The sequence below is a fragment of the Luteimonas sp. AC640a genome, from assembly GCF_979256585.1.
Window position 1 is genome coordinate 429,700 of sequence record NZ_CEEDOV010000010.1, and the last position, 16,433, is coordinate 446,132.

At 68.7% G+C, this 16,433-nt stretch carries 13 protein-coding genes; 5 read left to right on the forward strand and 8 right to left on the reverse strand.

The window, feature by feature from the left end:
* Positions 1 to 119 precede the first annotated feature (119 nt).
* From ACZ9YD_RS11000 to ACZ9YD_RS11010, 3 genes are all read right to left on the reverse strand, one after another.
* The gene (locus ACZ9YD_RS11000; protein ID WP_465075252.1) at positions 120 to 755 is read right to left on the reverse strand and encodes a glutathione S-transferase family protein; all 636 of its coding nucleotides are present in this window, start codon (positions 753 to 755) and stop codon (positions 120 to 122) included.
* 72 nt (positions 756 to 827) lie between these two features.
* On the reverse strand, positions 828 to 3,551 hold the full coding sequence (gene ppc, locus ACZ9YD_RS11005) for a phosphoenolpyruvate carboxylase (RefSeq protein WP_465075253.1): 2,724 nt from the start codon (positions 3,549 to 3,551) through the stop codon (positions 828 to 830).
* Positions 3,552 to 3,598: 47 nt separating this feature from the next.
* Positions 3,599 to 4,963: a glutamate--cysteine ligase gene (locus ACZ9YD_RS11010; RefSeq protein ID WP_465075254.1), complete on the reverse strand. Its 1,365-nt coding sequence runs from the start codon at positions 4,961 to 4,963 to the stop codon at positions 3,599 to 3,601.
* 117 nt (positions 4,964 to 5,080) lie between these two features.
* Between ACZ9YD_RS11010 and ACZ9YD_RS11015 the strand changes: the two genes are divergently transcribed.
* On the forward strand, positions 5,081 to 5,797 hold the full coding sequence (locus ACZ9YD_RS11015) for a VIT1/CCC1 transporter family protein (protein ID WP_465075255.1): 717 nt from the start codon (positions 5,081 to 5,083) through the stop codon (positions 5,795 to 5,797).
* A 14-nt stretch (positions 5,798 to 5,811) separates the two neighbouring features.
* On the opposite strand, the gene yihA is transcribed toward ACZ9YD_RS11015, so the two are convergent.
* Complete coding sequence (gene yihA / locus ACZ9YD_RS11020; protein WP_465075256.1) at positions 5,812 to 6,444, reverse strand: ribosome biogenesis GTP-binding protein YihA/YsxC; 633 nt, start codon at positions 6,442 to 6,444, stop codon at positions 5,812 to 5,814.
* 129 nt (positions 6,445 to 6,573) lie between these two features.
* Here yihA and ACZ9YD_RS11025 point away from each other — a divergent pair, with 129 nt between their 5' ends.
* The 4 genes from ACZ9YD_RS11025 (at position 6,574) to ACZ9YD_RS11040 (ending at position 9,937) form a co-directional block, all read left to right on the forward strand.
* A complete protein-coding gene (locus ACZ9YD_RS11025) occupies positions 6,574 to 7,506 on the forward strand; it encodes a c-type cytochrome (RefSeq protein WP_465075257.1) in 933 nt (310 codons plus the stop codon).
* Between the two features lie 143 nt (positions 7,507 to 7,649).
* Positions 7,650 to 8,303 carry a thiol:disulfide interchange protein DsbA/DsbL gene (locus tag ACZ9YD_RS11030; protein WP_465075258.1) on the forward strand — a complete coding sequence of 218 codons (654 nt, stop codon included), beginning with the start codon at positions 7,650 to 7,652 and terminating at the stop codon, positions 8,301 to 8,303.
* A 41-nt stretch (positions 8,304 to 8,344) separates the two neighbouring features.
* Positions 8,345 to 9,139, forward strand: coding sequence for a thiol:disulfide interchange protein DsbA/DsbL (locus ACZ9YD_RS11035; RefSeq protein ID WP_465075259.1), 795 nt, complete (start codon positions 8,345 to 8,347; stop codon positions 9,137 to 9,139).
* Between the two features lie 12 nt (positions 9,140 to 9,151).
* Positions 9,152 to 9,937, forward strand: a complete 786-nt coding sequence (locus ACZ9YD_RS11040; protein WP_465075260.1) for an endonuclease/exonuclease/phosphatase family protein — start codon at positions 9,152 to 9,154, stop codon at positions 9,935 to 9,937.
* A 219-nt stretch (positions 9,938 to 10,156) separates the two neighbouring features.
* Here the strand turns inward: ACZ9YD_RS11040 and ACZ9YD_RS11045 are convergent, their stop codons facing one another.
* The 4 genes from ACZ9YD_RS11045 to ACZ9YD_RS11060 form a co-directional block, all read right to left on the reverse strand.
* A complete protein-coding gene (locus ACZ9YD_RS11045; protein WP_465075261.1) occupies positions 10,157 to 13,030 on the reverse strand; it encodes a TonB-dependent receptor plug domain-containing protein in 2,874 nt (957 codons plus the stop codon).
* A gap of 119 nt (positions 13,031 to 13,149) precedes the next feature.
* Positions 13,150 to 14,265 carry a PLP-dependent cysteine synthase family protein gene (locus ACZ9YD_RS11050; RefSeq protein WP_465075262.1) on the reverse strand — a complete coding sequence of 372 codons (1,116 nt, stop codon included), beginning with the start codon at positions 14,263 to 14,265 and terminating at the stop codon, positions 13,150 to 13,152.
* Between the two features lie 163 nt (positions 14,266 to 14,428).
* A complete protein-coding gene (locus ACZ9YD_RS11055; RefSeq protein WP_465075263.1) occupies positions 14,429 to 15,607 on the reverse strand; it encodes an amidohydrolase in 1,179 nt (392 codons plus the stop codon).
* A gap of 28 nt (positions 15,608 to 15,635) precedes the next feature.
* On the reverse strand, positions 15,636 to 16,433 hold the full coding sequence (locus ACZ9YD_RS11060) for a sulfite exporter TauE/SafE family protein (protein ID WP_465075264.1): 798 nt from the start codon (positions 16,431 to 16,433) through the stop codon (positions 15,636 to 15,638).

Below are 16,433 nucleotides of genomic sequence, written 5' to 3' on the forward strand. Positions count from 1 at the left end.
ATCGGGCCGCGACTGAACCTGCAGTCGGCCGCGGGCATTGACAGCCCGCGACCGGCCCGCAAACGCCACCCCACGCATGACAGCGGCGCGCCGGCGCGCGATCCGCCCCTGGCCTGCCCTCAGCCTGCAGGCTTCGGCATCGCCGCATCATCGAGCGCGCTGGCGCGCTGCCACGCGGGTCGCGCCTGCAGCCGTTCGACGTACGCAACGAAGGCCGGACGCGCCGGCAACGACTTGAACATCAGGCCCCAGGCGATCTGGCTGCCGACGTAGACATCGGCGGCGGTGAAGCGCGTGCCGGCGATCCACGGCGCGGCGGATTCCGCGGCCTGCTCCAGCACGTCGACCATCTGCTCGAAGCTGCCGTAGCCGACCATCATCGAACGCTCGGGCGGCGCCAGCAGACCGAGCGACTTGGCCGTGACCGCGGCCTCGACCGGACCGGCCGCGAAGAACAGCCAACGGAAATACGCAGCGCGCGACGCCGGCGTCGGGTCCGGCAGCAGATCGGCCTGCGGAAACGCATCCGCGAGATACGCACAGATCGCAGCAGCCTCGGTCACCACGGCGCCGCCGTGCACCAGCGTCGGCACCTTGCCCATCGGATTGACGGCGAGGAAGTCCGGCGCGCGGTTGCCGCCGTCGAAACCGACCGTCTCGACCCGGTAGGGCTGCCCGGTTTCTTCGAGCATCCAGCGCGCGATGCGGCCGCGCGACATCGGGTTGGTGTAGAGGACGAGTTCGGCTGCAGCCATGAGAATTCTCCCGTTACGGAAAGCAGAGTGTGCGCTTGGCATCGAGACAGCAGGACGACGCCAGTCGGCACCTCAACCCGTGTTCTGGATGCCCGCCGCGATGCCGTTGACGGTCGACACCAGTGCGCTGAGCAGCGCATCGTCCTCGCGGTCCGTCGCGCGCCAGCGGCGCAGCAGTTCGACCTGCAGCAGGCTGATCGGATCGACGTACGGATTACGCAGGCGGATCGACAGCTGCAGGCGGTAGTCGTCGGCCAGCAGCACGTCCTGTTCCTTGAGCAACAGGATCGCGTCCCGGGTGCGCAGGCACTCTTCGAGAATGCCGGGGAAGAACGCGTCGTGCGCGTCGCCGGCGAGTCGCGAGTAGCGCTCGAAGATCGCGATGTCGGTCTTGGCGAGCAGCATCTCCACATCGTCGAGCGCGGCGCTGAAGAACGGCCAGTCGCGCGCCATTTCGGTCATCGCCTGCTGGCCGTAGGTCTGGATGCCGTGCTGCAGCGCGGTGCCGAGGCCGTACCAGCCGGTCAGGCCCGAGCGGTTCTGGGCCCAGGCGAACACCCACGGAATCGCGCGCAGGTTCGAGATGCCGCCATCGCGCCGGCGCGACGGGCGCGAACCGATCTGCAGACGTTCGATGACGTCGATCGGCGTGGCCGCGCGGAAATAGTCGGGAAAGTCGGCGCGTTCGTGCACCAGCGCGCGGTAGTGCGCGCGCGACACGTCGGCCAGATCGGTGGCGATCGCGCGCCAGGTGTCCTCGCGCGGATCCGGCGCACGCGGACGCAGCGTCGCCTGCAACACCGCTGCGGTCGACTGTTCAAGATTGCGCAGCGCCAGTGCACGGATGCCGTACTTGCGGTGGATGACCTCGCCCTGCTCGGTCACGCGCAGGCTGCCATCGACCGAACCGCGTGGCGCGGCGTTGATCGCACGCCCGGTCTTGCCCCCACCTCGACTCACCGAACCGCCGCGGCCGTGGAAGAACACGATGCGCACGCCGGCATCGCGGGCGAGCGCGGTCAGTTCGACTTGGGTGCGCTGCAGCGCCCAGCGCGAGGCCAGCAGGCCGCCGTCTTTCGCGCTGTCGGAGTAGCCGAGCATCACCGTCTGCCGTTCGCCACGCGAGGCGAGGTGCGCGCGATAACGCGGATCGTCGAACAGCGCGCGCATCACCGCAGGCGCGGCCTGCAGATCGTCGACGGTCTCGAACAGCGGCGACACATCGAGCGGCACCTGAGCGTCTTCGACACAGCCGGCGATGCGCGCCAGTGCCAGCACCGCGAGCGCATCGGCGGCGCTGCGCGCCATCGAAATGATGTACAGGCCGGTCGCGGACGCGCCATGGCTGCGGCGCAGATCGGTGACCGCATCGAACACGCCGAGCGTCGAGGCGACGCTGTCATTCGACAGCGCGCCATTGGCCTTCGGCGGCGCATCGAGCATTGCGTGCAGACGCTCGACGCGCGCGTCGACGGCCAGCGCGGCCCAGTCGCTGCCGTCGATGCGGCCGAGCACCTCGTCATGCACCGCCGAATCCTGGCGCAGATCGAGCGCTGCGAGATGGAAGCCGAACGTGCGCGCACGCCACAGCAGGCGTTCGAGCGCGAACAGGCCGGCGTGATCGCCGCGGTTCGTGCGCAGGCTGTCGTCCATCAGGTCGAGGTCGGCGCGGAACGCGTCGGCGTCCGCGTAACCGGCGCGATGATCGGCGTCGGTCAGGCGCAGGCGCAGCTGCATCAGATCAAGCAGGCGCCGGTACGGCATGTCGGCATGGCGCGGATTGAGCGCGGCATCGGCGTCGGGCAGGCGGCGCCGGTAATCGTCGACGCGTGCGGAGATGGTCTCGTCGATCGTCGCGCGGCCCAGGGTCTGGGTCAGTACATTGCCCAGCCCGCGCAGGTCGCGGCGGTACTGCGCCAGCGCCTGGCTGCGCTGCGCGCCGAGTGCGGCGCGCATGGTGTCGGCGTTGACGTTTGGATTGCCATCCATGTCGCCGCCGACCCAGGTGCCGAAACGCAGCACCTGCGGCAGCTCTGGACGCGCGCCATAGACGGATTCGATCGCCTCCCCCAGCGCCTCGTAGAACACCGGCAGCACGCGGTAGAGCACGTTCGACAGGTAGTAGCCGACATGCTCGACCTCATCGGCGACAGTCGGCTTGTGCGCCGGCGATTCCGAGGTCTGCCACGCGGACGTCAGCGCGAGCACGATGCGTGCATCGTCGGCGCGGCGTTCGGTCGGCGTGCGCTCGCGGTCGATGTCGGCGATCAGCCGTTCGACGATCGTGCGCTCTTTCTCCAGCAGCACCCGGCGCACGGCCTCAGTGGGATGCGCGGTGAACACCGGCTCGATGTGCAGGCGCGCGAGTGCGGCTTCGAGCTGCGGCAGTTCGACGCCGGCGCTTTTCAGTTCCTGCAGCACCGCTTCCAGGCCGCCGGGCTGCGGCGCGTCGCCGGTGCGCTGGTAGTCACGGCGTCGGCGGATGCGGTGCACGCGTTCGGCGAGGTTGATCGCGCCGAAGTACGCGGCGAACGCGCGCACCAGCGCATCGGCATCGTCGAGCGAGACATTGGCCAGACCATCGGCGAGCGTGTCGACCGGCGCGCCGGTTTCGCGTCGTGCGATCGCCGCGCGACGCACCGCTTCCACCTGGTCGAGCAGTGCAGGCGACACCTGTTCGGACAACATATGGCCGACCATCGCGCCCAGGCGGCGGACGTCATCGCGGAGCAGGACATCGGTCTTCGCGAAACCGACTTCGCGCAGCGGTAGGGGCAGATCGTCGTGGGCGTTCATCCGACCACGTTACACAAGCCCCGTGTGACTGTCGTGCAACGTCTGCGTCAGTACGCGAACTCGCGGAACACACGGTCGATGTCGCCCTGCCACGGTCCGTGATACAGAGCGAGCTTGCGCTCGGCCGGCGTTTCGCCGGACTCGGCGATCTCGATCAATGTCTCGAGGAACACGCGCTCGTCCTGCCCGCGCGCATTGGTGCGCGCGCGACGCTGCAGGCCGGCGGCGGAAATCTTCAGCGCCTCGACCGCCAGATCGCGCAGCGTGCCACCGCGGAAGGGCGTCTTGAGTGCAAACTTCGGCACGTCGTCGCGCAGCGCGTTGCGTTCGGCCATCGAGAAATCGCGAACGAGATCCCAGGCCGCGTCCAGCGAGGCGTCGTCGTACAGCAGGCCGACCCAGAACGCCGGCAACGCGCACAGCCGGTTCCAGGGGCCGCCATCGGCGCCGCGCATTTCCAGGAACTTCTTCAGCCGCACTTCGGGAAATGCGGTGGTCATGTGATCGTTCCAGTCGCGCAGTGTCGGCAGCTGGCCCGGCAACACGGGCAGTTCGCCGCGCATGAAGTCGCGGAAGCTCTGGCCGCTGGCGTCGTGATACGTGTCGTCGCGGTACGAGAAGTACATCGGCACGTCGAGCAGGTAGTCGACGTAGCGCTCGTAGCCGAAACCGTCCTCGAACACGAAATCGAGCATGCCGGTGCGGTCGGCGTCGGTATCGGTCCAGATCTGCGAGCGGTAGCTGAGGTAGCCATTGGGCTTGCCCTCGACGAACGGCGAATCGGCGAACAGCGCCGTGGCCACCGGCTGCAGCGCGAGCGACACGCGGAACTTCTTCACCATGTCGGCTTCGGTCGCGTAGTCCAGGTTGACCTGCACCGTGCAGGTGCGGGTCATCATGTCCAGGCCCAGATCGCCAACCTTGGGCATGTAGTCGCGCATGATCTTGTAGCGGCCCTTGGGCATCCACGGCATGTCGGCGCGCGACCATTTGGGCTGGAAGCCCATGCCGAGGAAACCGAGGCCCAAGCCATCCGCCACCGCGCGGACTTCGCGCAGATGGCTTTCGACTTCGCTGCAGGTCAGGTGGATGTGTTCGAGCGGTGCGCCGGAGAGCTCCAGCTGACCGGCCGGCTCCAGCGTCACCGAGGCGCCGTCCTTGAGCAGCGCGACGGTGCGGCCGCCTTCGTCCACCGGCGCCCAGCCGAAGCGGGTCAGCCCGGTGAGCAGCGCTTCGATGCCGCGTGCGCCGTCGAAGGTCGGCGGGCGCAGATCGTCGAGACGGAAGCCGAACTTCTCGTGCTCGGTGCCGATGCGCCAGTCCTCGATCGGCTTCTCGCCGGATGCGAGCACTTCGACCAGCTGCGCGCGGTCGGTGATCGGGGTGTCTGCGACGTGGCTGGGACTGGACAAGGCGGCAACTCGCGATCGGGCAGAGCCCGCAGGCCGGCACTATAAGCGTCCCGTGCGGCGCTGTCGGCCTCGTCAATGGAGCCGCAGTGTCTCGTCGCCGCGGCGTATGCTCGGATCATGGTCAGCGCGCCGTCTTTGCAACGTCATCTGCGCCCCGAGCGTCATCGCGGCGAGCGGGTCGGCTGGCTGCGCGCGGCGGTGCTCGGCGCCAACGACGGCATCGTGTCGATCTCGGGCCTGATTGTCGGGGTGGCCGCAGCCGGCAGCCCGCACGCCACTGTGCTGCTGACCGGCGTGGCCGGCATCGTGGCAGGTGCGATGTCGATGGCCGCGGGCGAGTACGTGTCGGTGCGTTCGCAGCTCGACACCGAACACGCCGACCTGGCCGCAGAGCGCGCCGAGCTGCGCGACACGCCTGCCGAAGAACTCGAGGAACTTGCCGGGATCTACCGCGCCCGGGGCCTCGATCCGGCCCTGGCGCAACAGGTCGCAGTGCAGCTGACCGCCCATGACGCGCTCGGCGCCCATGCCCGCGACGAACTGGGGTTCAGTCACACCCTGACCGCGCGTCCGCTGCAGGCGGCCGGCGCTTCGGCCGCCGCATTCTGCGTGGGTGCCGCGCTGCCGATGCTGGCCGCGCTGCTGACGCCCGCAGGCCACGCCGAGCCGGTGATCGTGGCGACCACGCTGATCGCGCTGCTGGCCTCAGGCGCACTGGCCGCCTGGGCCGGCGGCGCGCCGGTCGCGCGCGGCGCTATGCGGGTGTTTTTCTGGGGCGCGTTGGCGATGGCGGCGGCCAGCCTGATCGGCCGGCTCTTCCACGTCGCGCTCTGAGGCGCGCGGTCCGCTCAGGACGCGCGTACGGGGGTCCGCGGGCCGATGTCCATCCAGCGCGCGATCACGCCCCGCGCCTCGTCGATTCCGATGTTGGTTTCGCCGGAGAACGTCTGCACGCTGACCTTGTCGCCGTGCAGCGCCAGCAGTTCCTTGCGGACCGCCTGCAGGGTGTTGCCCGCCGCGCCGCGGCCCAGCTTGTCGGCCTTGGTCAGCAGGGCGTGCGCCGGCATGCCGTGCTCGACCGCGAAGGCGATCATCTGGCGGTCGTACTCCTTGAGCGGATGGCGGATGTCCATCACCACGACCAGACCCTTGAGCGCCTGGCGTTCCCGGAAGTACTGCGCCAGGAACGCCTGCCAGTGCGCCTTGAGGTCACGGGGCACCTTGGCGTAACCGTAGCCGGGCAGATCGACGAGGAAGCGGTTGTCGTGCGGCGGGAAATCGAAGAACACCAGCTGCTGGGTGCGGCCCGGCGTCTTGGACACGCGCGCGAGCGCGTTCTGCTGGCACAGCGCATTGAGCGCACTGGACTTGCCGGCATTGGAGCGGCCGGCGAATGCGACCTCGTACCCGCCGTCGGCCGGAAGCTGCTGCGGGGTGTGGGCGGCCAACAGATATTTGGCGCGTGCAAAGGGATTGGACATCGCAATAGCTTGGCACGACAGACGCCGCCTTGCCCGCGCGGTTTGACCCGCCCGGTGCGGGCCAACATAATCCGGAGACTCGCGGCCGGCACCTGTCGGACCGGCGTTGAACGATCTCGGAGCCCAGCAATGCGCCATGCTCGCGTCATTGGTATCGCCGGTCTTGTTGTCATTGCCGTGGGCGCAGTCGCGTTCGCGCAGTCCTCCGTGCAGCCGTTGCCGGACGCGCCGGCCGTGGAAACACGGAATCTGGACGACAACGCCGTCGCCGAACTCACCAAGACGACGCACGGGGATCCCCAGAAGGGTGCCCAGCTCGCCGGCGCCTGCGCCGCGTGCCACGGTCTGGACGGCAATGCCGAAGCCGACCCCAGTCTCTACCCGCGCATCGCTGGCCAGAGCGAGCGCTACATGGCCCGCCAGCTGGCGCTGTTCAAGAGCGGCGAGCGCGTCAACGCGATCATGCAGCCGTTCGCGATGCCGCTCAGCGCGCAGGACATGCGCGATCTCGGCGCGCACTTCGCCCAGCAGACCAGCGGCGCCGGCATTGCCGACGATGCCGTGGTCGAGGCCGGTCCGTACAAGGACATGAAGTTCTTCGAGGTCGGCCAGAAACTGTTCCGCAGCGGCGACACCGAGCGCGGCATTCCGGCCTGCATGGCCTGCCACGGCCCGGCGGGCAGCGGCAATCCAGGCCCGGCGTATCCGCATGTCGGCGGCCAGCAGGCCTGGTACAGCTCCGGGCGGCTCTACGCCTACCGCGAAGGCCAGAGCAGTGAAGACGACAAGCACCTGTTCAACGTCATGGCCGCGGTGGCCAAGTCGCTGACCGACGAAGAGATCGAAGCGGTGGCGAGCTACATGCAGGGCCTGCATGCGCGCCCCGACCCGACAATGCTGGCCGCGATCGAGGCACAGGCCGCGTCGATGCCCGCGCCGGCGGTGCCGGCCGAAGAACAGGCGGTCCCGGCGACCGATGCGACCGCCGACGACGCGCTCGAAGCTGCGGAGCCTGCGCCTGCCGCGGAGCCCGCGCCCGCACCGGCGCCCGAAACGCCGTGATGCATTCCCCGGTGCCGGACTCCGGCACCCTGTCGACTTGAACCTGCACATCCCCCTTCCACGCCGTGCCGATGCCGGTCCTCGCGCCTCCGCGCGCAGGGGCCGACGCGCGCACGGCGTCTGCATTCCGGAGTGACCCGACGATGTCGTCCCTGACCCGCAGCTGGCGCCATCTGCTCGCGATCGCCGTGCTCGCCGCATCCGCATGCTTGCCGGCGGCCGCGCAGACCGCTGCGCCCGTCGAAGGCGTTGACTACGCTCTGATCGCCGACGGCCAGCCGTGGCAGCCGCTCGACGGCAAGATGGAGGTCGTGGAGATCTTTTCCTACGGCTGCGTGCACTGCTTCCACTTCCAGAAGCTGGTCGACACCTGGCGCGCGAAGGCGCCACCCGACGTGCGTTTCACCTATCTGCCGGCGGCCTTCTCGGCCGGCGACAACTTCGCCCGCGGCTTCTTCGTCGCACAGGCCCAGCGCCTCGATGCGCGCAGCCATCACGCGGTGTTCTCGGCCGTACACGAAACATCCGTGCTGCCGCGCAGCGGCGCGAGCATCGAGGCGATCGCGGCGTTCTACGCCACGCAGGGCGCACGTTCGCAGGCCCGTTTCGCAGACGCGATGGCGAGCCCGACGACCGACGAAAAACTGAACGCCGCGCGGGCGTTCGCGGTGCGCAGTGGCGTGGAAGGCACGCCCACGCTCATCATCAACGGCCGTTACCGGGTGATGGGACGGCGGCTTGAGGACATCCTCGTGATTGCCGACCAGTTGATCGCACGCGAACGCGCCCAGCGCTGACGCGCGTCGCCCATCGAACGATTTCCTTCGAGAGAATGAACATGAAGATCCGCCACACCCTGCTCCTGATGCTCGCACCCGTCCTGCTCATGGCCTGCAGCCAGCAGCCCGATCCTGCTGCCACGCCGGCTGCCACGGCCGCGACGCCGGCGCAGACCGCGCCGGCGACGCCCGCTGCGGATGCCGCGCCGGTCGGCGACGCTGCCGCGCCGACCGATCCGCAGGCCGAGGCGCCCGCCGCCAACAGCAATCCCGTCGTCGCACCGCAGGGTCCGGCCCCGGTCGCCGGCACCGACTACGTCGAGATCCAGGGCGGCCAGCCGTTCGCCAACGCCTCGGGCGAAATCGAAGTGGCCGAAGTGTTCGCCTACTGGTGCGGTCACTGCGCCGCGTTCGAACCGCTGGTCAATGCGTGGAAGGCGCGCCTGCCGGGCGACGTGAACTTCGTCGCGCTGCCGGCCGTGTTCGACGAGAGCGACAACTTCCCGCGCGCGTTCTTCGCGTCCGAGACGATGGGCACGCTGCCGCGCACCCACGACGCCACGTTCAACGCGATCCACATCGAGAAGACGCTGCGCCCGAACGCCGACGCCGCTGCGATCGCCGCGTTCTACGGCACGCTGGGCATCGACCAGCAGCGCTTCACCAGCACGATGCAGAGCTTCGCGGTCAACGCCAACCTCGGCCGCGCCCGCCAGTTCGCCGTGCGCAGCGGTATCAACGCCACGCCGACGATCGTCGTCAACGGCAAGTACCGCGTGATCGGCGGCAAGTCGCTGGAAGACATCCTGCGCATCACCGACCACCTGGTCGCGATGGAGCGTGCGGCGCAGTAAGCGTCCGACGTTGTGAACAACTCCGATCCGCAGGCCGCCGAGGCGTCGCGCACGCTCAAGCTGCTGAGCGCTAACATCCAGGCCGGCTCCAGCACGCGTCGCTACAGCGACTACGCGACGCGCAGCTGGTCCCATGTGTTGCCGGCCGGCAAGCGCACGGCGCTCGACGCCATCGCCACGCTCGCCGGCACCCACGACATCGTGGGTCTGCAGGAAGCAGATCCGGGCAGCTGGCGTTCCGGTTTCACCAACCAGACGCACTACCTCGCCGAACGCGGCGGCTTCGAGTACTGGACCCACCAGCCGAACCGGCGCGTGGGTGCAGTTGCCTCGAGTGCCAATGGCCTGCTGAGCCGGCTGGAGCCGGTCGAAGTCGTCAACCACGCTCTGCCCGGCCGCATCTCCGGCCGCGGCGTGCTGCTGAGCCGTTTCGGCGACGGCGACGAAGGTCTGGTGGTCGCGGTGGCGCATCTGTCGCTGGGCGCGCAGTCGCGTCTGTCGCAACTGTCCTTCATCGCCGAAGTGCTGGCCGATCACCCACATGCGGTGCTGATGGGCGACTTCAACTGCACCTCCGACCGGCCCGAGATGTCGGTGCTCTACCGCCAGACCGGCCTGCAGCCGCCTGAGTGCGCAGTGCACACCTTCCCCAGCTGGCGCCCGCAACGCGCGATCGACCACATCCTGGTCACCGGCAATCTCAAGTGCGCCGACATGAAGGCGCTGCCGGCCGCGTTCTCGGACCATCTGGCGCTGTCGACCGAGTTGCACGTGCCCGAGGCCGCGCTGCGGAGATGATCTTTCCGTGATGGCCGCCTAATTCAGGACCACGCGGGACGGACCGATTGCCCCCACCCAACCCTCCCCCGCAAGCGGGGGTGGGCTTTGGTCGTCTGCAATCGGGCGAGACACGCGCGCTTCTAGCCCTCCCCCGCGACGCGGGGGAGGGTTGGGTGGGGGCGAATCATCCGATCGCCTTGAATCCGGATCACTCGTTTCAGCAACCCTGACGCGACCTCAGAAATCGATGCCCAACCGCGCGTAGATGAAGCGGCCCGGCAGGTCGTAGGTCGAGGCGTCGTAGCCGTTGAGGCTGCAGCTCAGGCACACCGGAGGTTCCTTGCCGGTGACGTTGTTGACGCCCAGCGCCAGACGCGTGCCCTTGAGCCAGGCGGTGTTGCGCCAGGACAGCTGCAGGTCGTGGTACGTCGTCGAACCCAGGCCGTTGAGATCGTTGTCGCTGTCGTCGCAGATCGGGAAACCGTTGGCGCCGCCGCAGGATTCGACGAGGCTGTCGATGTAGCGCACCGTCCACGCCAGCGACCACGGGCCGCGGGTCCAGTCGGTGACCAGGGTGCCGCTCCACTCGGGAATCGCGCTGTTATTGACCTCGACGCCCGGACGGCGCGGTTCGAGTTCACCGGTCTCGTTCGCCAGTTCGTAGCGCGTGACCCAGGTGGTCTTGGCGTCGAAGCGCAGGCGGCCCCAGTCGCGCTCGGGCAGCGTCCACGCGGCGGTGAAATCCCAGCCGTCGGTCTTGATCGTGCCGAGGTTGGCAAGGATGTCGTCGAAACGGATGATCTGGCCACGGTCGCTGCGGTCGTAGGACGCGCAGGAGAACGCATCGCGCGTGGCGATGCAGCGCTCGAGGATCGCCTGTGCATCGGGCGCCTGGATCGCATCGTCGATGTGGTGCCGGTAGAAGGTCACGCCGAGATCGACGCGGTCCGACCACCACACTTCATCGGCGAACGACGGGCTCCACACCGAGCCGACCATCAGGCTGCGGCTGCGCTCGGGTTCGAGATCGGCATTGCCCGAGGTCACCACCGAGATCTGCGAATTGGTCTGCTCGTAGCCAGCCGGCACGCCGTCCGCGGCGCAGGCTGGGGACAGCGTGGCGGCGCCCGAACACGGATCGACCAGGGTCGCGTCGAAGCGGCTCAGCGTGCCGTAGAGCTCGCCGATCGACGGCGCGCGGAAGCCTTCGGCGTAGCTCATGCGGAACAGCAGTTCGTCGACCGGCTGCCAGCGCAGGCCAACCTTGCCGGTGGTTTCGCCGCCGAAGGTCGAGTAGTCCGAATACCGGCCGGCGATGCTGAGGTCGAGCGTCTCGCCGAACACGGTGTCGCGCATCAGCGGCACGCTGAACTCCGCATAGGCCTCGTTGACGTCGTAATCGCCGCGGGTGATGCCCGATGGCACGCCGTTGTATTCGCCGGCAACGGTGATCGGATCGGGGGTGTAGCTGCCTTCGTACTTGCGGTATTCCACGCCCGCCGCGAAGGCCAGCGGACCGGCCCACATCTCGAACAGGTCGCCGGTGACGTTGGCCGAGGCCAGGGTGAGCGTGTTGCTGCTCTCATCGCGGACCACGGGCTGGATGAAGGCGAGCATCTGCGGGGTGATCGTGCCCGGGCCACCGAACAGATCGAGCGGTGTGCAGCCCGCGATTGCCGCGCACGCGGCAGGATCGCCCAGCGCTTCGTTGATGCGGCGGATGTTGTAGCTGCCGGTATTGGTCTGCTCGGCGCGGCTCTGGCTGCGGACCAGATTCACGTCCCAGTTCCAGGTGCGCACGCCGACGCCGAACGTGCCTTCCAGGCCACCGGCCGCGTACCAGGTCTTGACGTCCTGCTGGTAGCGCCGCGGGCCGCCTTCGACCGGGCGACGCGCGAGCAGGAAGAGGTTCGGATTGTCGCCCTCGGTGGTGAGGTCGAAGCCGAACGGGTTGAACGGATTCAGCGCGGAAATCGTCAGCGTGCTTTCCGCGTAGGGGTTGTACACGCCGGCATCGGTGCCGAGGAAGATCGGCTCGGGCGCGGCCTGGTTGGCCGAGGTGCGCTCGTTGTAGAGCACGCGCGCATAGGCCGAGACCTGCGGGGTGAACTCGAAGCGCGCCTGGCCGAACACCGACTTGCGTTCCGACGGGGTCAGCAGCAGGTTGTTCGGCGCGAAGTTGTAGCGGTCCGCGGTGCCGAAACAGTGGAAGTCATCGCTGCGTGCGCAGTCGATCTGGGTCGGGTCGTAGACCGGCGACGTGGCGCCATCGTTGGGCGTCAGGTCGAAGGTCTCGCCGGTGTTCGGATCCTGGAAGATGAAGCGACCTTCCGGCGTTGCCGAGCTGCCGTTGGACAGACCTGTGCCGGGCACCGGCACGCTCGCATTGGCGAACTTGGTCGAGGCGATTTCGCGCTGTTTGTAATACGAGGCGCCGAAGAACCACTGCGCGCGCTCGCTGCTGCCGCCCCAGCCCAGATCTGCGCCCCAGGTCGCACCGCCGAGATCGTCGTACTCGCCGTAATGCAGGTCGAGCGTGCCGCCTTCGGCATCGCGCTTGGTGATGATGTTGACCACGCCGGCGATCGCGTCGGAGCCGTAGATCGACGAGGCGCCGTCTTCCAGCACTTCGATGCGGTCGATCAGCGCGAGCGGAATCGTATTGAGATCGACCGCCGAGCCGACGCCCGAGGCGGAGGATTCGTTGACCCAGCGGATGCCGTCGACCAGCACCAGCACGCGCTTGGCGCCCAGGTGCCGCAGATCGACCGTCGCCGCGCCCGCGCCCACGCCGCCGCCGTCGGGCGGGAAGCCGAAGTTGCCGCTGGAATTGAACTTGGTATTGAGCGCCGCGCCGCTGGCGGTGAGGTTCTGCACGATGTCGGCGACCGAGGTGAAACCGCTGCGGTCGATGTCCTCGCGCGTGAGGACCTGCACCGGCACCGCGGTTTCCAGCTCGGCCTTGCGGATGCGCGAGCCGGTGACCTGCACGGTATCGAGCGTGCGCGCCTCGGGCTCCGGCGCGGAGGTCTGGGCGTTGGCGGCGGCCGGGAGGGCCAGCAGCAGCGACAGCTGGACTGCAGCGGCCAGGCGGTGGCGAGGCATCGTCATGTGTGCAACTCCGAATGGTGCGGAAGGTCGAGCCGGTGCCCCTGCGCCGCCGGCGATCTGTTGTAACGAATCCTTAACCTGACCGCACCCGGGGTCAACCCCAGCTTGACGCGCAGCATTCAGTCGACAGCGTCGCCGGCGGTCGCGAGCGATGGCAAGGCCGCGGCCTGCTCGGCCACTGCGCGCACCAGCGTATCCGCGGCGTCCATGTCGAAGCCGTGCGCCACGTACCAGTCCGGGTTGTAGTAGCTGTGCGCGTAGCGCTCGCCGCCGTCGCACAGGATGCTGACGATCGAACCGCTGCGACCCGCCGCGCGCATCGCATGCGCGACATGGAGCACGCCGATGACGTTGGTGCCGGTCGAGCCGCCGACGCGCCGGCCCAGACGCGTGTTCGTCCAGCGCATCGCCGCGAGGCTGAGGGCATCGGGCACTTTCAGCATCGCGTCGACGCAGCCGGGAATGAAGCTGGCCTCCGCACGCGGACGACCGATGCCTTCGATGCGCGACGACGGCGCGACGGCGTCGGCATGGCCGGACGTGTCGCCATCGATGCAGCGCGCGTAATGGGCGAAGAACGCGGAATGTTCCGGATCGGCGCACAGCACGCGCGTGTCGTAGCCGCGGTAGCTGGCGTAGCGGCCGATCGTCGCGCTGGTGCCACCAGTGCCGGCGCTGCAGACGATCCAGCGCGGGACCGGGTGCGCTTCCTGCGACATCTGCTTGAAGATCGACTCGGCGATGTTGTTGTTCGCGCGCCAGTCGGTCGCACGTTCGGCATAGGTGAACTGGTCCATGAAATGACCGCCGGTCTCGCGCGCGAGCTGCACCGACGCCTCACCGATGCCGCAGGCGCTGGGGACCAGATGGCAGCGGCCGCCGTGGAATTCGATCGCGGCGATCTTCTCCGGCGAGGTCGACGCCGGCATCACCGCGACGAAGGGCAGGCCCAGCAGCCGTGCGAAATACGCTTCCGAAACCGCGGTCGAACCGCTCGACGCTTCCACCACCGTGCTGTCCGCATGCAGCCAGCCGTTGGCCAGCGCGTAGAGGAACAGCGAGCGCGCGAGCCGGTGTTTGAGGCTGCCGGTCGGATGGCTGGATTCGTCCTTGAGATAGACGTCGATGCCCGGAAAGCCCGGCAGCGCCAGCGGAATCAGATGGGTGTCGGCCGAACGGTTGAAATCGGCTTCGATCTTGCGGATGGCCTGGGCCACCCAGTCGCGCTGGGACATGGGGCACTCGCGTGGACGTCGGCGCGCCGTGGTGCGTCTGCGGCGCGGCGCACAGCTTACGACGCCCCGTAGGAGCGCGCTTGCGCGCGATGGAGCTTCAGCGGGAAGGCGTCTCGCGCGCAAGCGCGCTCCTACACAAGGCGACGACTCGGCCGTCGCCGGCTCAGCCCAGACGGCGCCGCACGATGCGGTCGAACACGGCGACCGCGACCGGCAGCAGGCCGTCGTCGAAGCGGAAGGTCGGGTGGTGGCACATCGCGCTGTCCATGCCGAGGAACAGATAGGCGCCGGGCCACTGTTCGAGCATGTACGAGAAGTCGTCGGAGAACGGATACGCGCGCAGATCGGTTTTCACGTGGTCCGCGCCGAGCACGTCGGCGATTGCCTCGGCCGCCAGCGCCGCCTGCTCGGGTGCGTTGACGCAGGGCGGGCAGGAATGTGGAATCTCCAGCGCAATGCTGCAGCCCGAGATCTGCGCATGGCCCTCGCACAGTGCGCGCAGGCGCTTGAGCAGTTCGTCGTGCACGTCCTTCGACAGCGAGCGGATCGTGCCGCTGAGGGTAGCGGTCGACGGAATGATGTTGTGCGTGGTGCCGGCCTGCAGCGAGCCGACGTTGATCAGCGCCGCTTCCATCGGATCGATATGGCGGCCGACGATCGCGCCGATGTCCACGGCCAGACGGGCCGCGACCTGCAGCGGATCGTTCGCACGATGCGGCGCGGCGGCGTGGCCACCGACGCCCTCGATCGCGATCTCGAACACCGCCAGCGACTGCAGCGTGGCACCGCTGCGCACGCTGGCCTCGCCGGTCTTCAGCGCGGGCATGTTGTGGAAGGCGTAGACCTCGTCGCAGGGCCAGCGCGCAAACAGGCCGTCCTCGATCATTCGGATCGCACCACGACCGCCCTCTTCGGCCGGCTGGAAGATCAGCACCACGCGCCCGCTGGCCGGCGGATGCGCCACCAGGTGTCGCGCGGTACCGAGCAACGCGGAGGTATGACCGTCGTGCCCGCAGGTATGCGCCACACCGGGGCGCTGCGAGCGGTACGGCAGTTCGCCCCGTTCGTCGGCGACTTCGTCCATCGGCAGCGCATCCATGTCCGCGCGCAGGCCGATCGACAGGCCCGAAGTGCCGCTGTCGATCACCGCGACCACGCCGGTGCCGCCCAGGCCCGTGTGCACGTCGAGACCGAGCGCGCGCAGCTCGCGGATGACCAGTGCCGAAGTCTTCTCTTCCTCGAAACCGAGTTCCGGCCACGCGTGGATCTCGTGGCGCCACGCGGTCATCTGCGGCGCCAGCGCGGCAATCGAGTCTGGGATGGCGGGGACGGCAGTGGTCATGGACGGTCCAACGGAAAAGGAAGAGGAATCACAGGAACAGCAGGCTCGCGCCGATGCAGTACAGGAACACCGCGAACACGCGCTTGAGCGCGGCGCCGCTGATTGCATGCGCCAGCCGCGTGCCATACGGCGCGGCGATCACCGAGGCGAGCGCGATGCCGATGGCGCCGGGCAGATACACATACCCCCAGGACACGCCCGGCAGCACATCCGCCGGCGCCTGCAGCGCGTAACCCGCGGCCGCGGCGAAGGCGATGAAAACGCCGCAGGCCGACGACGTGCCGACCGCGCGCACCGGCGACACGCCCCGCCACACCAGCAGCGGGACGGTCATGCCACCACCCCCGATGCCGACGATCGACGACAGCGCGCCGATACCGACACCCGCGCCCGACAGTCCGACGCCGGTCGGCACCACCGCATCGCCACCGGGTGGCGGCGTGCGCGACAGCAGCAACTGCGTGCCGACAACACCGCAGTAAGCGATGACGCAGTAGCGCAGCACGTCGCCGTCGAGCAGCACCGCGAGCCAACTGCCGATCCAGCCGCCCAGCATCACGCCGGGCACCATCCACGCGACCGTGCGCCACAACACGCTGCGCCGCAGATGATGCGCGCGCGCCGACGACAGTCCGGTCAGGATGATGCTCGCCAGTGCGGTCGCGAGCGCGGTGTGCATCGCCGCGTCCTGCGGCACGCCGTAGAGCGGCAGCAACCAGACCAGGGCGGTCACCAGCACCAGCCCACCGCCGATGCCGAGCAGACCGGCGAGCACGCCGGCGACTGCACCGAGCAGCGGGAAGCAGAGCATCGACCAGGTCAGCAT